We start from the raw sequence: 17622 nt of genomic DNA on the forward strand, positions 1-17622 counted from the left end.
CTGGGCTTTTTTACCTTGTTGCGTTTTTTTGATGGATTGTGTGAGAGAATTTATATGATGTTTTCGATCGCCTTCCAACTGCTGCAACGGTTATTATTGCTGGTGGCTCGCAGTATTTTTGTGCGGATTTTAGTTTCGATCGAGATGCTTTTAGCTCTGATATCGTGGTATCTCGGGGTGAATTCCCTACACTTTTGACTCCTAAAATTGACTTGACAGCTATTGCCAAATGGCTGAGGTTCCAAGTTTCTTCTGATGTGTAAGTTTGAGGTATTGCGTGAAGTTTTGACCGATCCCGAAGGTTAGCGTACTCGCGTTGTGTTGGTAGTTCGTGGGCGACATCGCAGTCGCGGATACTAAGCCAACGCCCGATCGGTCGGTTCTTTTTATTATAGGACGCAAATCCGATCGCAACAGGCAACGCCAAAAGAATCTCCACTAAAGGATGAATCCGGTTTTTCTGGCAGGATAGAAATGGGATTGTCCTGATCGCTGGCTCCTAAATCGACCTGTTTTCCTCGTTTCTCTGTTCTGCTATAACTAAACTGAAAAGCCGAATAGCTGACAGGCATTTTTGGTTGTTTGCTCGGACAAAGTTAAGAGAGAAACTCCTCTCAATTTAGCAACTTGCTCGGCTACGTAGTAGACATAGGCTGGTTCGTTGCGTTTTCCCCGCTGGGGTACGGGGGCGAGAAAAGGGCAATCTGTCTCGACTAGGATGCGATCGCTATTTACCATACAAGCTGATTCTTGTATTTGCAAGGCTTTTTTAAAGGTGACTGTTCCGCTAAAACTGATGTAGAAACCTAGGTCTAAAAACCACTGGGTTTCTTCGGGCGTGCCTCCCCAGCAGTGCATGACCCCGCGCACTGGCCCGCGTGTTTGCCAAAAGTTCCTCAGCATTTCGGCCATTGGGGCGGCGGCGTCGCGACAGTGGATAATGACTGGTTTGTCAAGTTCCTGGGCGATTTCAAGCTGTGCCTCAAACACTTTAAACTGGTGTTCTCGATCGTCAGCTTTATAAAAGTCCAGTCCGGTTTCGCCGATCGCCACTACCCTAGAGTCCGAATTCGCTAATTCCCTAATCTGGCTCGCCGTCTCGTCTGTCCACTTCTCGGCATCTAGGGGGTGGAGTCCAACCGCAAACGAGACTTCGGCAAACTGATTGGCGATTGCTTGAATGCCGGCAAACTCTTCTGGCTCTACACAAGAATGAACCAGCCGAACTACACCAGCTTCGCGCCAGCGTTCTCGAATGGCTTCTAACTCAGATTTGTAGGTCTCAAAGTTGATATGAACGTGAGTGTCGATGAGCTGCATGGGGGAAGCAGATTAGAGGTGATACGGGAGAGTCCTGGTGGGATAGGGCGAGGGCGAGTGAGAGAGTCTGGGAGTGGGAGTGGCAGAGAGTGCGTGGGAAAAATCTTCCGTCTTCTTTCTTCCTTGTTCCTTCTTCACGCTTGACTTCTTCACGCTTGACTTCTTCCCTCAACATCCATCCCTTCAATCTTGTACACTGCTTCGTTGCCGAACTTTCTGCTTCCTTAAGACGCTACCGAGGATGTTTCGTGTGGCTTGAGGGTTCTTGCCAAGCGGGACTTTTTACGAGCGCCGTTGTTGCGGTGGAGTACACCTTTTTTGACAGCTTTGTCAATTTTGCTGTAGGCCTCAGACATTCGCTGCTGGACTTCTTGCATTAATTCCGGGCTCGGAGCTGCGGCGTACTTGTCTACGGCAGCGAAATACTTCTTCATCAAAGTTTTGACCGCTGACTTGTAAGATTTGTTGTACAAGCGGTTACGTTCGGCGATTTTGACTCGTTTGACGGCGGACTTAATATTTGCCATAGTTCAGTTGCTGGAAGTAGGTATTCATTGATACACCCTAGTCTCAAGACAGTCTCAAGACACGGGGATTTTGAAGGACAACCTTTTCGGGATCGATCCGCAAAAAGCTTGATTTTTAAAGGCGGAGTGAGACAGCCAACTTTCCATTAGCTCAGATTGAGCTGAGTCTGTGGCTACTTTTTGGCGACGCCCGCGCAATAATTTTTTATTGACTCATTTAACTACCTGTTTTTTACCCCTGACAATACCCATAAGGTAGGACATGGGTGTTACAGAGGCGTTTTGCGGTGTTTCCACCGTCACGAGTTAAAGTCACGGTTTCTTGCGCGCAATTTTCAAGTATACAATAATTTGGCGTTTTTTTATAAAAAAATTATCAGGTGTTGGAAAAACTAATATAGCACCTATTCTGCTTAAAATCCACTTCTCTGAAAAATCCAAGTTAAGCTATAACAAAGAATACGGGTTATTTGGGCTTCGGCAAGAAGCACTTACCGAAGGTAGAAGGTAAAAAGCTGAAGGTAGAAGGTAGAAGGTAGAAGACAGCCGGATCGGAAGGTAGAAGGTAGAAGGCAGAATCAAAATTCTCCCGCTCGAACACTCTCCCTCTCGGATATTATCGGGGTCGGACACTCTCCCCCTCTGCGTTCCCACCCTCTCCCTCCGCAACCGGTTCTCTGGCGGGCAATTCAAGAGAGAAGGTTGTGACTTGTCCTCAGTGTTGCAAAATCCTCGACAGAGATTTAAACGCTGCACTGAAGCCTTGGAAAATGCCGCGACTCTCGCGGTTTAAGCTTGTGGACTGGTGGTGGCCTACTTCTTTAGGAGAACCCCACAAAAATCCCCAATTGTCAAGCAAATGTTAGTGAAGTTATAGACGGCATTCCTAATCTCCATGCTGCGAATCATTACTCAGTGGGTTGAGGCACAAGCTGAACTGCGACGGATCTGCGATCGCACCCATGACGAACTTGTTGTTCACAAAGAAGCCACCGTGCGCGAGGTGCTGCAAGCTGTAAGGCGCAGAGGCGATCAGGCTGTGCTGCACTACACTGCTGAATTTGACCGCATGACCCTAAATGTGGAAGATTTACGGGTCAGCGGCGCCGAATTGGATGCTGCTTACCAGCAGGTGTCGAAAGAATTATTAAATGCCATCCGGCTGGCTTGCAAACAGGTAGAGGCGTTTCACCGACAGCGCGTACCCAAGTCTTGGGTGCAGTTTGGCGATGACGAGATTGTTTTGGGCAAGCGCTACACCCCGGTCGATCGAGCGGGAATCTACATTCCTGGCGGTCAGGCGTCCTATCCAAGCTCGGTGATCATGAATGCGGTTCCTGCGAAGGTCGCCAAGGTGCCGAGACTGGTAATGTGTACTCCCCCCGGACAGGAGAAGAAAATGAATCCTGCGGTGCTGGTAGCGGCTCAGGAAGCGGGAGTAGATGAGATTTATCGGGTAGGCGGGGCGCAGGCGATCGCAGCTTTAGCCTACGGTACGGAAACTATTCCGAAGGTGGATTTAATTACTGGGCCGGGGAATATTTACGTCACCCTGGCTAAAAAACTGGTTTACGGGACTGTGGGGATTGATTCTCTGGCTGGCCCGTCGGAAGTGTTGATTATTGCGGATGGTTCGGCGAATCCCGTGCACGTGGCTGCAGATATGTTGGCTCAAGCTGAGCACGATTCGATGGCGTCGGCAATTTTGCTGACGGCGGATTCGGTGCTGGCAAGGAAAGTGGTGGCTGAGGTGGACAGACAGTTGGCAAATCACCCGCGCCGAACTTTAACAGAAAAGGCGATCGCCAACTATGGTTTAGTCGTAGTAGTTGACTCGCTCAAAGCCGCGGCGGAACTCTCTAACGAGTTTGCCCCGGAACACTTGGAATTGCAAGTTGCAGATCCCTGGGCTTTGCTCGACCAAATTCGCCACGCTGGGGCGATTTTCTTGGGCTGCTCGACGCCGGAAGCTGTAGGTGATTATTTGGCTGGCCCGAATCACACTTTGCCGACTTCTGGGGCTCCACGCTATGCGTCGCCGCTGGGTGTCGAAACTTTTATGAAGCATTCGAGTTTGATTCAATATTCACCTGCAGCACTTAAGAAGGTGAGTAGGGCGATTAATGTTTTAGCCGAAGCAGAGGGGCTTCCTTCTCATGCTGATTCGGTACGGCTGCGGACTGAAAATGAGGGAAAGGGTGAGTTTTAGATGGTAGATTTAAGTAGATGATCGGCAAAATACATAGGTAGTCAAAAGCGAGTGAAATGCAAGGAAAGGAAGCAATTCTCTTGAGATTATGGTAGCTTTACATTCTGTGACAAGCGGTCCAGTTTATTTGCACCTATCTACTTACCCACTGCGGGCTTAAGAAACCCGGTTTCTTCAAGAATCTTGCTTAAATGACGCAATTATGTCAAGAAACCGGGTTTCGGGGTAGGTAATAATGATGTGAATGGGAAGCGCGAAATTGTGGACAGTAGGCGAGAATCATCGAAAAATTTAAAGTCTAAATATCTGAAACTTAAAGGTGCATGGTATTGAATACTGTTTTGGTAGCGATCGACAATTCAGAGCTTGCAGAACGGGTTTTGCAAGTTGTAGGGCAATTTCGGCTAGAACCGACGGCAAAGGTGATTCTAGTTCATGTTGTCAGTTCTGGTACGTCAGATTTTGACGCGGTTGTCGATCGACCTCACGCTCAGGGAGATGAGATTGCTTACCGAGAGGTGGAGAAGTTACTGCAATCTTATCAGGAAAAGTTGCCTTGCCAGAGCGAATTGGAGATTGTTTCGGGACAACCTGCAGAAGAAATTGTCCGTTTGGCTCATATCTATAAGGCCGATTTAATTGCGATCGGCTGTCGGGGTTTGACTGGTTTAAAGCGGATTTTGGAGGGTTCGGTGAGTGCTGAGGTTGTGGCTGAGGCTCCTTGTTCGGTGTTGGTGGTGCGCGCCAGATGAGCGGGAAAACCGCACAACCGCTGCAATGGGTAGAGTAGATATCAACCAAATTGCTGCAATCCCTTACTGTGAAAATTCTCCTCGATGTGCTGCATTTCCTTCATATCCTCACCCGCAACTATCCCGTAAATTTCCGTGTAGATTTTTCCGTATTTAACCTTCTCTAAAGCCGACAGGATTATCAAGTCTTTGCGAGCGAGTTCTGGTTTCAGCGTGACAAGAATCGATTCCAAAGTCCCATCCATTCGCCAGCTACTGGAATATTGAGCCACCTCCTTTCCCAGCCCCAGTAAGGTATGGCGCTGCACACAAAGCGGAGTCGAGCCATTAACTCGGAAATTGGCATCAATGGCATACAACTGTCCCTCAGAGTCTTCCAGCACGTCGAAGCCAATAACGCCGAAATAACCCTGTTGGTGAGCATATTTACCAATAGCGGCAATCATCTCAAAAAACCTACTCATGTCGGTTTCGCGGTAGTGAATTAGTCCCCCTAAATAGCTGCCCTCTGGGGTGACAAGTTGGCTGGTAGTGCCGATAAGCGTGATATTTCCCGTTTTGCTTACATAGAACTGCACGCAATAGTTCTGCACTTCATTCTTGACGAATTCTGAGACAATAATCGTATCCAGCAACTTGATATCGAGATATTTCCTCACTTCCTGCAAGCAGTAGTTCAGATCGCTGGCGCTTTTGATAATATAAGTGCCTTCTCCAGAAAGTCCGTGGGATGTTTTAATTAAGTAGGGGAATTGCTCTGGTAACTGAATGCTTTCGAGATTGACTTCGTGCAGATTGTAGGTTTGGTATTTCGGACATTGCACGCCTAATTCTGCTAGCGTTGGTTTGCTGAGCAAGTGGTAGTGGATGTCGGGAGGGACGGCGTGTTTTTCAGGTTTGAGATTGTCGAAGGGAAATAGAGTGAGGAGTTTGTCAAAGCGATCGCTTACGCTGAGATCTTCGAGATAAGTTGAGCAGTCTATCATCTCCATACTGCTGTAGCTGAAGCCAAAATGCTCGCGCCAATAGTTAATCAGCGAGTTTGGCGGCGAATTAATCACAATCCCTGGGATGGCATCGCCTAACACAGCCAGATTTTTCCAAGGTTCCTTCTGACCAATCTTGTCGAAAGAAGTTTTGGTGGCTTCACTGCTGCCGTCTTGAATAAAGTATTTTTTTCTGTTGGGGTAAGCAGCCCAACTGGCAGTTGCAGGGTAATTGAGGATGAACGCATAACGTGCATCTGTGATGTCTGGAGCAAACAAATCGGAAAGAGAATTACCCTGAAAGTAAGGAAAGTCGTATGTTGAGTTCATAGAAACCTTCAAGTAGAGTTTGAATTGAACTGTTTTGCCGGCCAATAAGTAGCTCGACATAATTAAAAGTAGGGGGGGCAATGCCCGCCCTACAAATTGCAAAAATGTTTATTGATGTCCAGCTACTTAATACCTAGGAAACAAGATATTAGTTGCGGAATTTTCACACTCTCCAACTAGGGAGAATGTAACCTCAATAATTTCAACGATGGACGAGTTGTTTTTTCTTAGTGAACACAGCCACCTTGTCCATTTGTGAAGTTCTATAAGCACAAGCCATGTCCGTTGAGTTATGCGCCCAGCCAACCCGCCCTTGAGGGTCTATGAGGATGCACCCAGCTTCTCCTGCAACCTTAGATGCCAGAGTCTCAATAGCCATCTGCGCTGCTTCCTCTGGGTGCTTGCCGGACGCTAGACTGTCGATCGCCGTCTTAGCCAGAACTACTGGTATAATCGACTCGCCATCCCCTGTGGTCGAGCAACCGCCCTGTTGACTGTCAGCAAACAAGCCTGAGCCGATAATGGCGCTGTCGCCGACGCGACCGGCGGGCTTATTCATAGTGCCGCCTGTTGAGGTACCGGCAACTAAGGTGCCACTACTATCCAAAGCTACACAACCAACGGTATTAGGGCGGTCAATAACTTCTTTTTCCTCCTCCCACTCTTCCTGTTGCTCATCGGCGATTAAGTCTTCTTTTGTACACATCTCGGCTCCAATTTCTGCAGCAAAATTTTCTGCATGATCCGCTACTAAGAACATGGGTTTTTTATCCATAATCTTTCGTGCCACAGAGATGGGATGGCACACGCCTTGAACATTTGCGAGGGCTCCCCAAGCTAATGAACCGCCTTCCATCATCGCTGCGTCTAGCTCTACCTCTCCCTTACTGTTGAGAACCGATCCAAAGCCTGCGTTAAATGTCTGGTCAGCTTCCAGAACCCGGATAGCTGCCTCAACTGCTTCTGCTGCGGTACCCCCGCTTGTGAGCACGGCCCAACCAGCTTCTGCGGCTGCGGTACAGCCTGCATTGTTGGCTGCAACCTTGTCTTCTGAGATGGTTTTTGCTCCACCGTGAACAATAATACTCAACACCATAAATTTCCTTTTTTTAATCTTAATACCTACTTAAAAATTTATTAATCTAATAATAAATTTTTAAGTAGTTTTTTATTCCTCATATTTTTTTAGATTAGCGCTGTTGAATTTTGGTTTCTTCTATCTTCAGAGATAATTATTTTTGTCGAGCTTTGTGTTCCTTCCGACCTAGCTCTTGACGAATTATTAATAAACCTGTGACCAAAGTTATGTCAATAGTGTGAGGCAATTTGGCTTCGAGTTAGTTAGAAAAATTGAAAGATTTAGGGAGTAAAGATGGGGTAAAATTTAAGGCGATGCACTACACATTAACAGGCAAAAGGGGTAAACCGGAAGAATGAAACTTTGAGAGAAAATAAGTGCGATCGCGCTTCACACCACTCTGAGCCTTTCTGCTTACCCGCCAAAAACCCTCGCAGCGGCAACAAACTAGCCGTTTGACCCAAATTCAGCCGTAGCAGCGGCACTCCCGTGCGATTGCTAATTCGGGGGTACTGTTATTGCTGTGCGAAAATCGCTACTTTTAGTATTAACAAAAGTAACCATCTTTTTTTATTAAAACCGCAAGTAACAGCCGATAAACGCATAGGCAAATTACAAACTACCATTAATTCCTTTAGCTTACTTTCCTGAAAGTAAGGTTGATTCTTGGTTCAGTGACTTTGGGTGCTTTCGGGATTTGGTGTTGCCAAAAATGCTGGGTTACTCCTTGCATCAGCAAGAAGCTTCCAGGAGTTAATTGAATTTCTAACTTCGTTTCTTTTTGGTATTTGTGCCTGAGCATAAAACGACGAGTAGCCCCAAAACTTACAGAAGCGATCGCTGGGTTTTCACCAAGTTCTGATTCATCATCACTGTGCCAAGCTACACTATCTTTGCCGTCGCGATATAGATTAAGCAACACGCTGTTAAACAATGTACCTGCTATTGCTTCTATCTTAGATTTGATTGTTATGAGTGTAGGTGTCCATAAATTAGGCTCCATTTTTATTTTGGAGTAAGTGTAAGATTTACCTGCATCTCCGTACCATGCGCTAAGTCGCGGTATAGCAACTTGCTTGCCAAAAAGCAGAGCCACCTCTTGCTTCCAATTAATAGTGCCGTACAATTCCGCAAATATCTCCTTGCTCTCATTGTTATTGAAGAAGTCGCGGTACATGATTATTTCGGCATCAGGCAGAGATAATTGCTGACCATGCTTCTGGCTTTCTGCTTTGGGTTCTTCCCACAATGAAAGTTGAGTATACATAAATCTGCTCGCTGATTACTTTTTCCTGAAATTTATAAATATACAGTTGTTGACACAAGCACTGCCCAGCTTTACCATTAATTATGTAAAGCTAATTTTAGCATTTTCACAAGACAAGGATAATTACTTTTTGTAACCTACATAAGTTTTTATGTGTTAACCAACCCAATCCTGAATCGTGATTTAAGACTTGGTTGGTGTCAATTAGCTATCTACTATGAATTGCTTTCAAATAATTAAATCTGTTCTTGATGAAGCTTATGTCCAAATTCCAGGAGATGAAGCTAAAAAGGATGAGGTAGTTAATGACGCACTAGAATACCTGCGAGGAGAATATCTTCAACTATCGCAGGAATGTAACATAGATTCTAGCGACCCGATGTTGACGGGGTTGTCACCCCGTCAAATGAAAATGAGGTCCCCCTCCAACAAGGTAGGGATCGAGCTTTGGACTTTTATGATTAATCTAAATCGTGTGACCTGTCTTTAATTTTTGTGCGATTTCTTAAAGTAGACTGACAGCGCTGCCAGTAAATTTTAGCGACGGCATCGCCCGGATTCTGATGCCAACACTCGGCAAACAGCCCCGCCGCTTTAGCTAACTTCCCTTCCGAGTACATTTCCAAAGCTTCGGCAAACAATTGCAGCGTAGCTAACTTGCCCTCTTTAATTTCTGGCGGATCGCAATCAAACACCTCATAAACCGTCACCGCTTCAGATTTTCCCTTGACTTTTACCGTATCGAGGGTGCGGATTGCGTACTGGGATAGATTTTCTAAACGCGAGTAAGTTGACTGGGTGATTAACAGCGACACCCCATAATTTTTTGTCAATCCCTCCACGCGAGAAGCTAAATTCACCGCATCGGAAATTACTGTGCCCTCCATGCGATTTTGACCTCCCACCGTTCCCAGCATCAAAGTTCCAGTATTAATTCCAATCCCAATCTGAATCGGGCCATAGCCAGAATTAGCGCGGTGGTGATTATATTCAACGAGGCGATCGATCATAGCAATTCCCGCTTTCACCGCATTATCAGCTTCCCCGCTAAACAGTGCCATAATCGCATCGCCAATATATTTATCAATAAACCCGTTATTTTCATTAATGACAGGTTCCATGCGAGAAAGATAAGAATTGATAAATTTGAAATTATCCTCCGGCGTCATAGTTTCCGAAAGCGTAGTGAAGTCGCGAATGTCGGAAAACAACACCGACATTTCTAACTGCACTTGGTCACCCAATTCCACATCAATGATGCTTGATTTTTCTAGAAAGTGAAGAAATTGATTGGGGACGAAGCGCTCGTAAGCTTTGTTTAGTTGGAACAGTTCATTGGTAAATCTTATTCGCTCAGTTTCGGCTTTTTTGCGCTCCGTGATATCTTGAAAAGCTACAATTGCATAAGAAATATTGTCATTTTCATCATAGATGGGAGTAGCCCAAGCCTCGATCGGAATAATCTTGTCACCTTGGTGAATTTCCATATCATCTACAGTGGCACTTTCGCCACTCAACGCCCGCGTAGTCGGCAATTGTGCAGAGGGATATTCCTGCTCTGTTCCCGCTTGATAGACTTGATAAACCTCTGGTATTTGCTCGCTGGTGACTTCAGGAATAACTCCTTTACCCAATAATTGAATAGCAGCGCGATTAATATAGTAAGGTTTGCCAGAAGCATCCAGCACTGTCACACCCACTGGAATTGCTTCTAAAAATTGAGTCAGTCTGTTCTCACTTTCGCGTACTTCTGTATAGAGTTTAGAATTTTGAATCGAGATAGCTGCTTGTCCCGATAACACTTTTAATAGTTCCACTCTTTCTGGTGTAAAAGCTCCGGCTGTCAGATTGTTTTCTAGGTAAACAATACTGACGACTTGAGATTGATTAATCAGTGGCACACATAAAATTGATTTGGGCTGATGCTTTTGGATGTAGGGGTCGTTGGTAAATTGTCCCTCTTGGACAGCATCATCTAGTACCACGCTTTCTTGAGTGCGGGCAACATAATTAACAATTGCGGAGGAAAGCTTTTGACTATTATCAACTGAGATTGACTGCAACACGGTGACTTGTTGGGAATTTATTGTGCCTATCGCACTATCGTGCGACGCTTCGCTAACAGCTTCAATGAACAGTTTTCCCCTGCTTAATAAAATTAGATATCCTCTTTGCGCGCCTGCACTTTCCATCAAAATTTCCATCAAGCTAGACATTAGCTTATCTAGCATAATTTCCCCGGAAATCGCCTGAGAAGCTTTCATTACTGTGGTGATATCTAAGTTAGAACCCGAACCAGTGGTGGTCACAGATGCTGTAGTTTTAGTTGTTTTTCTTCCCGGTTGGATTGGCGCCAGTAACTGGGGATATCGCGTTTCTAAATCAGTTACCTTAGCAGTGGCTCCCCATTGAACATAGCAATAATATGCCTCAATCATGTATGTTTGAGCAATTTTTTCTTTGCCCCATTCCCCGTAGAATTTGGCGGCGAGTTCGTTAGCAAGGGCTTCTTCGTTGAGAAATTGATTTTCTTTGGCTCCAGCAATGGCGCGATCGTACATTTCAATCGCCTCAGCTTTATTGCCCAAAACGCGATGTTTTTCTGCCTCAACTAAATACCATTTATGCAGATAATTCATGGGAGCATTTTGCGCCCACTGTTGCAGAGTAGTTTGATGGATTTCCACTAAGTCTAGAATTTCAGCTTGCTCGGTTTCTAGCTGTGTGGAGAAGAGTGCCAAGTGCGTCAGAGCTGCATAGAGATGAAAAATGGGAACATGAATCAATCCCGATAATGCCATCAAATACGGCTTGACTTGGCAAATATGGTTTAAGGCAGCCGTGTAATTACCCCAGGAGTAAGCAAGCAGCAGTTTTTTGATGTAAGCCATGGCGATCGCTGTCAGGTCATTGTTCTGATGGTGCTTAGGAATCATCACCGCTTCATCGTAGGCTTCGCCGATTAAGCAATCCGAAAGAATACGGGCTTCCCTCAAGTTCCACACCATCTGCTGCGTCATATCCAACAAACCCTGGGCAGAATATTGCTTCACCTGAGCCAAGGCAGCGCTGTAACTTACTATTTCTGTTTCCCAAGTGTCTAGTTCTACCCCAGCGAAGAAATGGGCATAAAAGTAACCAGTTATGTTATAGCCAGCGTATAGAAAGTCGCCAGTTTCCATGCCAGCCGTATAGCCATCTTTGCTCGTCGGTATCGTTGCCAATATAGATTCTTGGCGAGGCTGAATACAGGTTCCAAACATAAGTAGAATTATGGACTTGAATTCGGGCACCTTGAAGCGATCTAGCAATGAGAGTGCCAATTTACCAAAGCCATAGCCCGTTTCTACATCTCCCAAAAAGCCACACAATACCATGCCGTGAATCGCATACCCCACCGTCGATGCGGGTGCATTCCCAAATTGGAGCGATAAACTCACCATCGTAGAGCTCAGTAGGGGCAGCAAACCGGGCATTGCCTGGAAAATGGGTGTAAGCAACCTTCCTAACAGTTGCATAGCTGCCTGAGTCTGTGGATTTGTCATTACAGGCAGGTCAACCAGTTCTTCTATTTGTCGGCCACGTAGTTGGTGGGCAAGGCTCTGTAGCGCTTTGCCAATCAAGGCTTCGTCAGGTTCGGTGGGGAGTTCAACCCCCAATTGCAAGAGTGCATCTCTTGCTACTGCGATCGTCTCCAACATCTTGCTCTGCGCTGTCTGGGCGACGATTGAAATTTCGTAAATTTTAACTTTGTCTAAAATCGTCTGAGCATTCTGCAATACCTGTGCTGCCATCTGTTCCATGCCTTCAAGGTCAGCATTCAAATAGGCGGCTTCGGCAGCCGCAATATAGAGATTCAGGGTCAACTCATACTGAGTTTGCCAGCAGTTGGCCCTCAGTAGCTCAATCCCTGTTTGCAGATAGGCCATTGCGGCTGCGTAGGCGGTAGAACTTCTTGCCTTACCTCCCGCTTCTAAGTTTAGTTTTGCTAAGGCTTCTCGTTCGCTTAATTCATTGATTAACTCAATTCCTTGATTTAAATGCCCCACAATATCAAATAGTTTTTCCTCTCTTTCTATGTCCGAATATTTTTGTAGGAGTAACTGTCCAATTTTGAGGTGAGTGGCTTGTTTTTTGTTGTCGGGTATTAGGGAATAAGCTGCTTGCTGGACGCGATCGTGCAGGAAATTATAAGTGGGATTAGTAACAGACAGATTCGGGGATTGAGTATCTGCTTGAATAAAGTTATAGCGTTCTGAAATTACTAAAAGGAGTCCTTCTTGCAATGGTTTCCACAGTGCTGATGCCGTTTGTTCTGGTAATTCTTGGCTGACTACTGCCAATGTTTCTAAATCGAACTGTGCCCCAATACAAGCCGCCAATTTTAGTACATCCTGAGTTTTGGCAGGCAACTTCTGCAATTGCGCCGCCATAAACTCCACCACATCCGAGGCATGGGTAAGTCTAGCTTGGGCAATATCGCACTGCCAATGCCGTACATTCCAGTCAAAAATAATTTGACCATCTTCATGCAACGCCTTGAGGAATTGAGTCGAGAAAAAGGGATTACCTTGGGTTTTTTGATAAACTAATTCTGTCAAAGGTTGAGCAAAAGATAAATCGCAAATCAGCGTATCTGCTACCAACTGATTGAGATCTGTTAAACTCAACGGTTGCAAGGTAATAGTATTCACCACTGCCCCAGACTTCACAATCTCATCCACAGTCAACATAAACGGATGAGCCTGTGATACCTCATTATCCCGATAAGCACCCAATACTAACAGATGCCCCGTATCTTCCATCAATAGCTGTAATAACTTCAAAGATGCTGAATCTGCCCACTGCAAATCGTCCAGAAACATCACTAAGGGATGTTCTGCTTGGGTAAATACTTGCACAAATTTCTGCATCAGCAGATTGAAGCGATTTTGGGCGGCACTCCCCGACAACTCTAGTGCAGGACTTTGAGCGCCAATGATGTGTTCTAATTCAGGAATTACGTCAATTAAGACTTGCCCGCTCTCGCCTACTGCGGTGAGAATCAGGGTTTTCCATCTGTGTAACTGAGCGTCACTTTCTGATAATAACTGTCCCATCAATTCCCGAAATGCTTGCACAAATGCACTGAAAGGAATATTGCGTTGAAATTGGTTGTATTTGCCTTTAATAAAATAGCCACGCTGTCGGGCGATCGGCTTGTGAACTTCGTTCACGACGGCGGTTTTACCAATTCCAGAAAAGCCAGCCACCAGCATCATTTCGGCGCTACCTGTACTGACTCGCTCAAAGGCTGCTAATAGATTAGAAACTTCAGTTTCCCGGCCGTATAACTTTTCGGGAATCAGGAAACGGTCTATAATATCCCGCGTTCCCAAGGCAAACGTCTCAATATTACCTGTTGCTTGTAATTGAAAAAGACAAGTTTCTAAATCCTGCTTGATTCCCAATGCCGTTTGATAGCGGTTTTCCGCATTCTTTGCCATCAATTTATTGACAATTTGCGAGACAATTAGGGGGATTACTGGCTCGATTTCGTGCGGAGGAACTGGCTGTCTAGCAATGTGACAGTGAACTAGCTCTAAAGCGTCTTCTGTATCAAAAGGCAGTTTTCCTGTCAGCAATTCGTAGAAGGTGGCGCCAAGCGAGTAAAAGTCAGTACGGTAATCGAGAGTGCGATTCATCCTGCCAGTTTGTTCCGGCGAAATGTAAGTGAGAGTTCCTTCAATAACGTTGGGGTTTTTCAGTATCGGTGTTTCTCTGATTAGCTGAGTGGAAATGCCAAAGTCAATAATTTTTAATTGTTCCGTTTCCGGGTTGTAAACAATATTCGAGGGGTTAATATCTTTGTGGATGATGTTGGCGCGGTGAATTTGCCCTAAAATTTCAGTTGTGGCGATCGCAAGGAGCAAAAATTCCTCCAGAGTAAATTTTCGTTGCTGCATCCAAACTTTCAAGGATTCGCCGCCAAAGTCCTCCACAAACATCACGAGGCTGTTTTGGTATTTTTGCAAGTCATAAACCTGCACGACTCCTGGCTCTTTTAGCTCTTGGGTGATGCGGTATTCGGTGCGATAGCGCACTAATTCTTGAGGTGTGGGGTAGCTTTCTTTGAGTAGTTTGAGGATGATTGGTTGGTTATCTGCTTCCCGAATGGCCCGGTAAACCAGAGAGTTGGCACTTTCATAGAGAAGTGTCTGGGCGGCAACGCCTGCTATAGAGAGCATATTGATTTTTATGGTAAAAATTAACGCGCAGTCAAAATGCACCAGCTTTGTGTAGAGAATAGCGCGTTAGAAAGGCAAAAAAAAGGTTTGTTAACAAATGTTTAGTTTTTCTGGTGACAGCCTGCAAATACTTTGTAGTTGCCCCGATCGCGATCGCCTAATTTGTAGAGTGCCTCAACAGTCGATCGCACTTTTTCTGTGATTTTCAGCCCACATTACGCAGCCTGGGGTATCACATAGCTAAATTACGCAGAAAACTCTATTTTTAAAATAATAAATTATGGCTTTAAAATGTTTTTTATCAGTCAATGTACGGTATAAAGCTATAAATTATAGCTTTATTGCTGGCTAAAAATAAGTAAAAACCGATTGTGACAGTTGAGCGTGCAGAATGTGGGTTTCAGGTATAGCAACCGCCCTGATGGTGACGACGTTCTTAATCGCTAAGTCTGCGCCGCAGTTGACCGCACTGAGCAGGTAATACCTTAAAGTTATAATTGTCAGATACGTGCTCTGCCAGCTCAAAGCTAATGAAACTAGCCTTCTTTTCTATACAGGGTGCTGCAATGCTAGCGATCGCAGCCACTATTTTGAGTACAGCAGTGGGACAAGGACAACCCATTGTTCCCGCACCCGATGGCACTGGCACTACTGTCACGCCTGACAACGGCGAGCGCTTGAATATTACAGGCGGTCAAACTTCGAGAGATGGAGCGAATCTTTTCCACAGTTTTCAAGAGTTTGGACTTACCGAAGGACAGATTGCTAATTTTATCTCTAATCCCGCTATTCGGAACATTCTGGGTCGGGTAGTAGGCGGGAATCCTTCTATTATTAATGGTTTAATTCAAGTTAGTGGCGGCAATTCCAACCTGTTTTTAATAAATCCTTCGGGCATTATCTTTGGTTCTAATGCTAGCTTGAATCTTCCGGCGGCTTTTACGGCTACTACTGCTACTAACATCGGTTTTGATTCTGGTTTGTTTAATGGGGCTGGAGCGAACGATTACAGTTCGCTGATAGGGACTCCGAACACTTTTTACTTTAATCTCAGCCAACCGGGAAGTATCCTCAATGCAGGTAATTTAGGTGTTTTGCCGGAACAAAGTATAAGTTTAATTGGCGGCACAGTTGTCAACACTGGTTCCCTCAATGCTCCCCAAGGTAATATTATTGTCGCTGCTGTTCCCGGTGAGAATGCTGTTCGGATTAGTCAAGAAGGGCATTTATTAAGTTTAGAAATAGGAGCTGTTGACGGGGGATTGTTGGCAGAGAATGGGCAATTATCTCTGCCTTTGTCTATTCCGCAATTGCTTGCGGGCGCAGGTAGGAACTCTGCTACTGGTATTTCCGTTAACGGTGCAGGAGAAGTGGTTTTGACTGCGGGTTTGAGGGTGGAAAGCGGGGATGTGGCGATCGCTAGTTCTACTGTTAATAGTCAGAATGCTACACTCTCGGCAGCACGTAACCTCACTTTGGTAGAAAGCCAGCTATTTACTGAGAACAACTTGTATCTGTTGGCAGGAGATACGGTGCGGGTGAGGGATGGCAGTTATCCTTTCAGGGCGATCGCGGGTGGCAATCTTACTATACAAGGTAATCAAAATATTGATATCTTCGCGCTCAATTACCCTAACCCTGCATTCCAATCCGCAGGGGATATCACATTATTGAGCAATGGCAATGTTTCGGGTGATGCTCACTTCGCTGCGGGAGGTAATGTAAGTATTCTCACATTGTCTGGCAACGGTGGCAGTTTTTTGAGTTTGTACGACCCGATTATTAGCTCCGAGGGAGATGTGAGATTTGGGGATTATACTGGAACCTCACTTAAGGTAGAAGCAAAAGGCGCGATCGCGGCGGGAGATATTACTATCACTGGGCCAGATACTACTTTGTCAGGTTCCGCCGATCCAGATGGGGCAGTGCTTTCAGGTAGTGCAGCTTTAATTTTGCGATCGGGCGTTTCGACTCTGGCGAATCCTGCGAATCTGCCGCCGAATGTCACCGCAGGGGAGACATTTTTTGCTTCACAGGGTGTTGCTTCGGGCAATAGCATCGGAGTGGGAGCGATTTCGACAGCAGGCGGGCCTGTGATTTTGGAGTCGGGAGGGGACATTGGCCTGGATGCGATCGCAACTTCTGGCGGTAATATTACTCTCAAAGCTGCCAGCGATATCGCCGTTACAGGCACTCTTCAGTCTACTGGCGGCAGTATTGACCTCACGGCTGGCAATCTTCTGACAGTCAGCGGCACTTTTACAGATAGTAACAATGTAAATGCGAGCATTTCCAGCGCTAATGGCACAAGTGGCGGCGCGATCGCGATCCGACACGCAGGGGGCACTACTACACCTTTTATTGTCGGCGATGCGACAACGAATGGGACGGCGGGAGCCATTACATCAGGTTCCGAGACAATTTCGCCACTGTTTGCGGTGGCGGTGCCGCCCAGCAGTTACACTCAGGGCAATATTGCGATCGTTACTTCTGCACCATCGTTAACGCCGGAACCGACACCATCGCCTACACCGGAACCAACACCATCTCCAACGCCGGAACCGACACCATCGCCTACACCGGAACCAACACCATCTCCAACGCCGGAACCGACCCCATCTCCAACGCCGGAACCAACACCGGAACCGACCCCATCTTCAACGCCGGAACCAACACCGGAACCGACCCCATCTCCAACGCCGGAACCAACACCATCTCCAACCCCACAACCAACAGCATCCCCATCACCCGCGCCATCTTTAATACCAGAACCAACGCCATCACCCGCGCCATCTTTAATACCAGAACCAACGCCATCACCCGCGCCATCTTTAATACCAGAACCAACGCCATCACCCGCGCCATCTTTAATACCAGAACCAACGCCATCACCCGCGCCATCTTTAATACCAGAACCAACGCCATC

General features: G+C 46.1%; 10 protein-coding genes. 4 read left to right on the plus strand and 6 right to left on the minus strand.

Features of this window, described 5'->3' with window-relative positions; all coding sequences use genetic code 11:
• Positions 1 to 54: 54 nt before the first annotated feature.
• Positions 55 to 198 (plus strand): hypothetical protein, encoded by a 144-nt coding sequence (locus QUA53_RS19355; protein WP_333096137.1) that lies wholly within the window; start codon positions 55 to 57, stop codon positions 196 to 198.
• A 342-nt stretch (positions 199 to 540) separates the two neighbouring features.
• Here QUA53_RS19355 and QUA53_RS19360 read toward each other — a convergent pair whose 3' ends face one another.
• A complete protein-coding gene (locus tag QUA53_RS19360; RefSeq protein WP_333096136.1) occupies positions 541 to 1320 on the minus strand; it encodes a TatD family hydrolase in 780 nt (259 codons plus the stop codon).
• Between the two features lie 224 nt (positions 1321 to 1544).
• Positions 1545 to 1847 carry a 30S ribosomal protein S20 gene (rpsT, locus tag QUA53_RS19365; protein ID WP_333066838.1) on the minus strand — a complete coding sequence of 101 codons (303 nt, stop codon included), beginning with the start codon at positions 1845 to 1847 and terminating at the stop codon, positions 1545 to 1547.
• Between the two features lie 895 nt (positions 1848 to 2742).
• On the opposite strand from rpsT, the gene hisD reads away from it, so the two are divergent.
• Positions 2743 to 4056, plus strand: a complete 1314-nt coding sequence (gene hisD, locus QUA53_RS19370; protein WP_333041543.1) for a histidinol dehydrogenase — start codon at positions 2743 to 2745, stop codon at positions 4054 to 4056.
• Positions 4057 to 4379: 323 nt separating this feature from the next.
• Positions 4380 to 4808 (plus strand): universal stress protein, encoded by a 429-nt coding sequence (locus QUA53_RS19375; protein ID WP_333096135.1) that lies wholly within the window; start codon positions 4380 to 4382, stop codon positions 4806 to 4808.
• Between the two features lie 41 nt (positions 4809 to 4849).
• Here QUA53_RS19375 and QUA53_RS19380 read toward each other — a convergent pair whose 3' ends face one another.
• The 4 genes from QUA53_RS19380 to QUA53_RS19395 all read right to left on the minus strand — a co-directional run bounded on the left by QUA53_RS19380 (position 4850) and on the right by QUA53_RS19395 (position 14696).
• Positions 4850 to 6124, minus strand: coding sequence for a carbamoylphosphate synthase large subunit (locus QUA53_RS19380; RefSeq protein WP_333096134.1), 1275 nt, complete (start codon positions 6122 to 6124; stop codon positions 4850 to 4852).
• Positions 6125 to 6326: 202 nt separating this feature from the next.
• Positions 6327 to 7220, minus strand: a complete 894-nt coding sequence (locus QUA53_RS19385; RefSeq protein WP_333096133.1) for an isoaspartyl peptidase/L-asparaginase family protein — start codon at positions 7218 to 7220, stop codon at positions 6327 to 6329.
• Positions 7221 to 7836: 616 nt separating this feature from the next.
• Entirely contained in the window at positions 7837 to 8469 is a 633-nt protein-coding gene (locus QUA53_RS19390) for an alpha-ketoglutarate-dependent dioxygenase AlkB (protein WP_333096132.1), read from the minus strand.
• 461 nt (positions 8470 to 8930) lie between these two features.
• Positions 8931 to 14696, minus strand: a complete 5766-nt coding sequence (locus QUA53_RS19395; RefSeq protein WP_333096131.1) for an AAA family ATPase — start codon at positions 14694 to 14696, stop codon at positions 8931 to 8933.
• 566 nt (positions 14697 to 15262) lie between these two features.
• Between QUA53_RS19395 and QUA53_RS19400 the strand changes: the two genes are divergently transcribed.
• The coding region (locus tag QUA53_RS19400) for a two-partner secretion domain-containing protein (protein ID WP_445305242.1) at positions 15263 to 17622 on the plus strand (2360 nt) is incomplete at its 3' end.

This window comes from Microcoleus sp. Pol12B3 (assembly GCF_036701355.1).
Taxonomy (GTDB): Bacteria; Cyanobacteriota; Cyanobacteriia; order Cyanobacteriales; family Microcoleaceae; genus Microcoleus.

Excerpts from the sequence above, each read along its gene's own strand:
- QUA53_RS19355 (WP_333096137.1), top strand. The coding sequence starts at position 55 with ATGATGTTTTCGATCGCCTTCCAACTGCTGCAACGGTTATTATTGCTG.
- QUA53_RS19360 (WP_333096136.1), bottom strand. The coding sequence starts at position 1,320 with ATGCAGCTCATCGACACTCACGTTCATATCAACTTTGAGACCTACAAA.
- rpsT (WP_333066838.1), bottom strand. The coding sequence starts at position 1,847 with ATGGCAAATATTAAGTCCGCCGTCAAACGAGTCAAAATCGCCGAACGT.
- hisD (WP_333041543.1), top strand. The coding sequence starts at position 2,743 with ATGCTGCGAATCATTACTCAGTGGGTTGAGGCACAAGCTGAACTGCGA.
- QUA53_RS19375 (WP_333096135.1), top strand. The coding sequence starts at position 4,380 with ATGGTATTGAATACTGTTTTGGTAGCGATCGACAATTCAGAGCTTGCA.
- QUA53_RS19380 (WP_333096134.1), bottom strand. The coding sequence starts at position 6,124 with ATGAACTCAACATACGACTTTCCTTACTTTCAGGGTAATTCTCTTTCC.
- QUA53_RS19385 (WP_333096133.1), bottom strand. The coding sequence starts at position 7,220 with ATGGTGTTGAGTATTATTGTTCACGGTGGAGCAAAAACCATCTCAGAA.
- QUA53_RS19390 (WP_333096132.1), bottom strand. The coding sequence starts at position 8,469 with ATGTATACTCAACTTTCATTGTGGGAAGAACCCAAAGCAGAAAGCCAG.
- QUA53_RS19395 (WP_333096131.1), bottom strand. The coding sequence starts at position 14,696 with ATGCTCTCTATAGCAGGCGTTGCCGCCCAGACACTTCTCTATGAAAGT.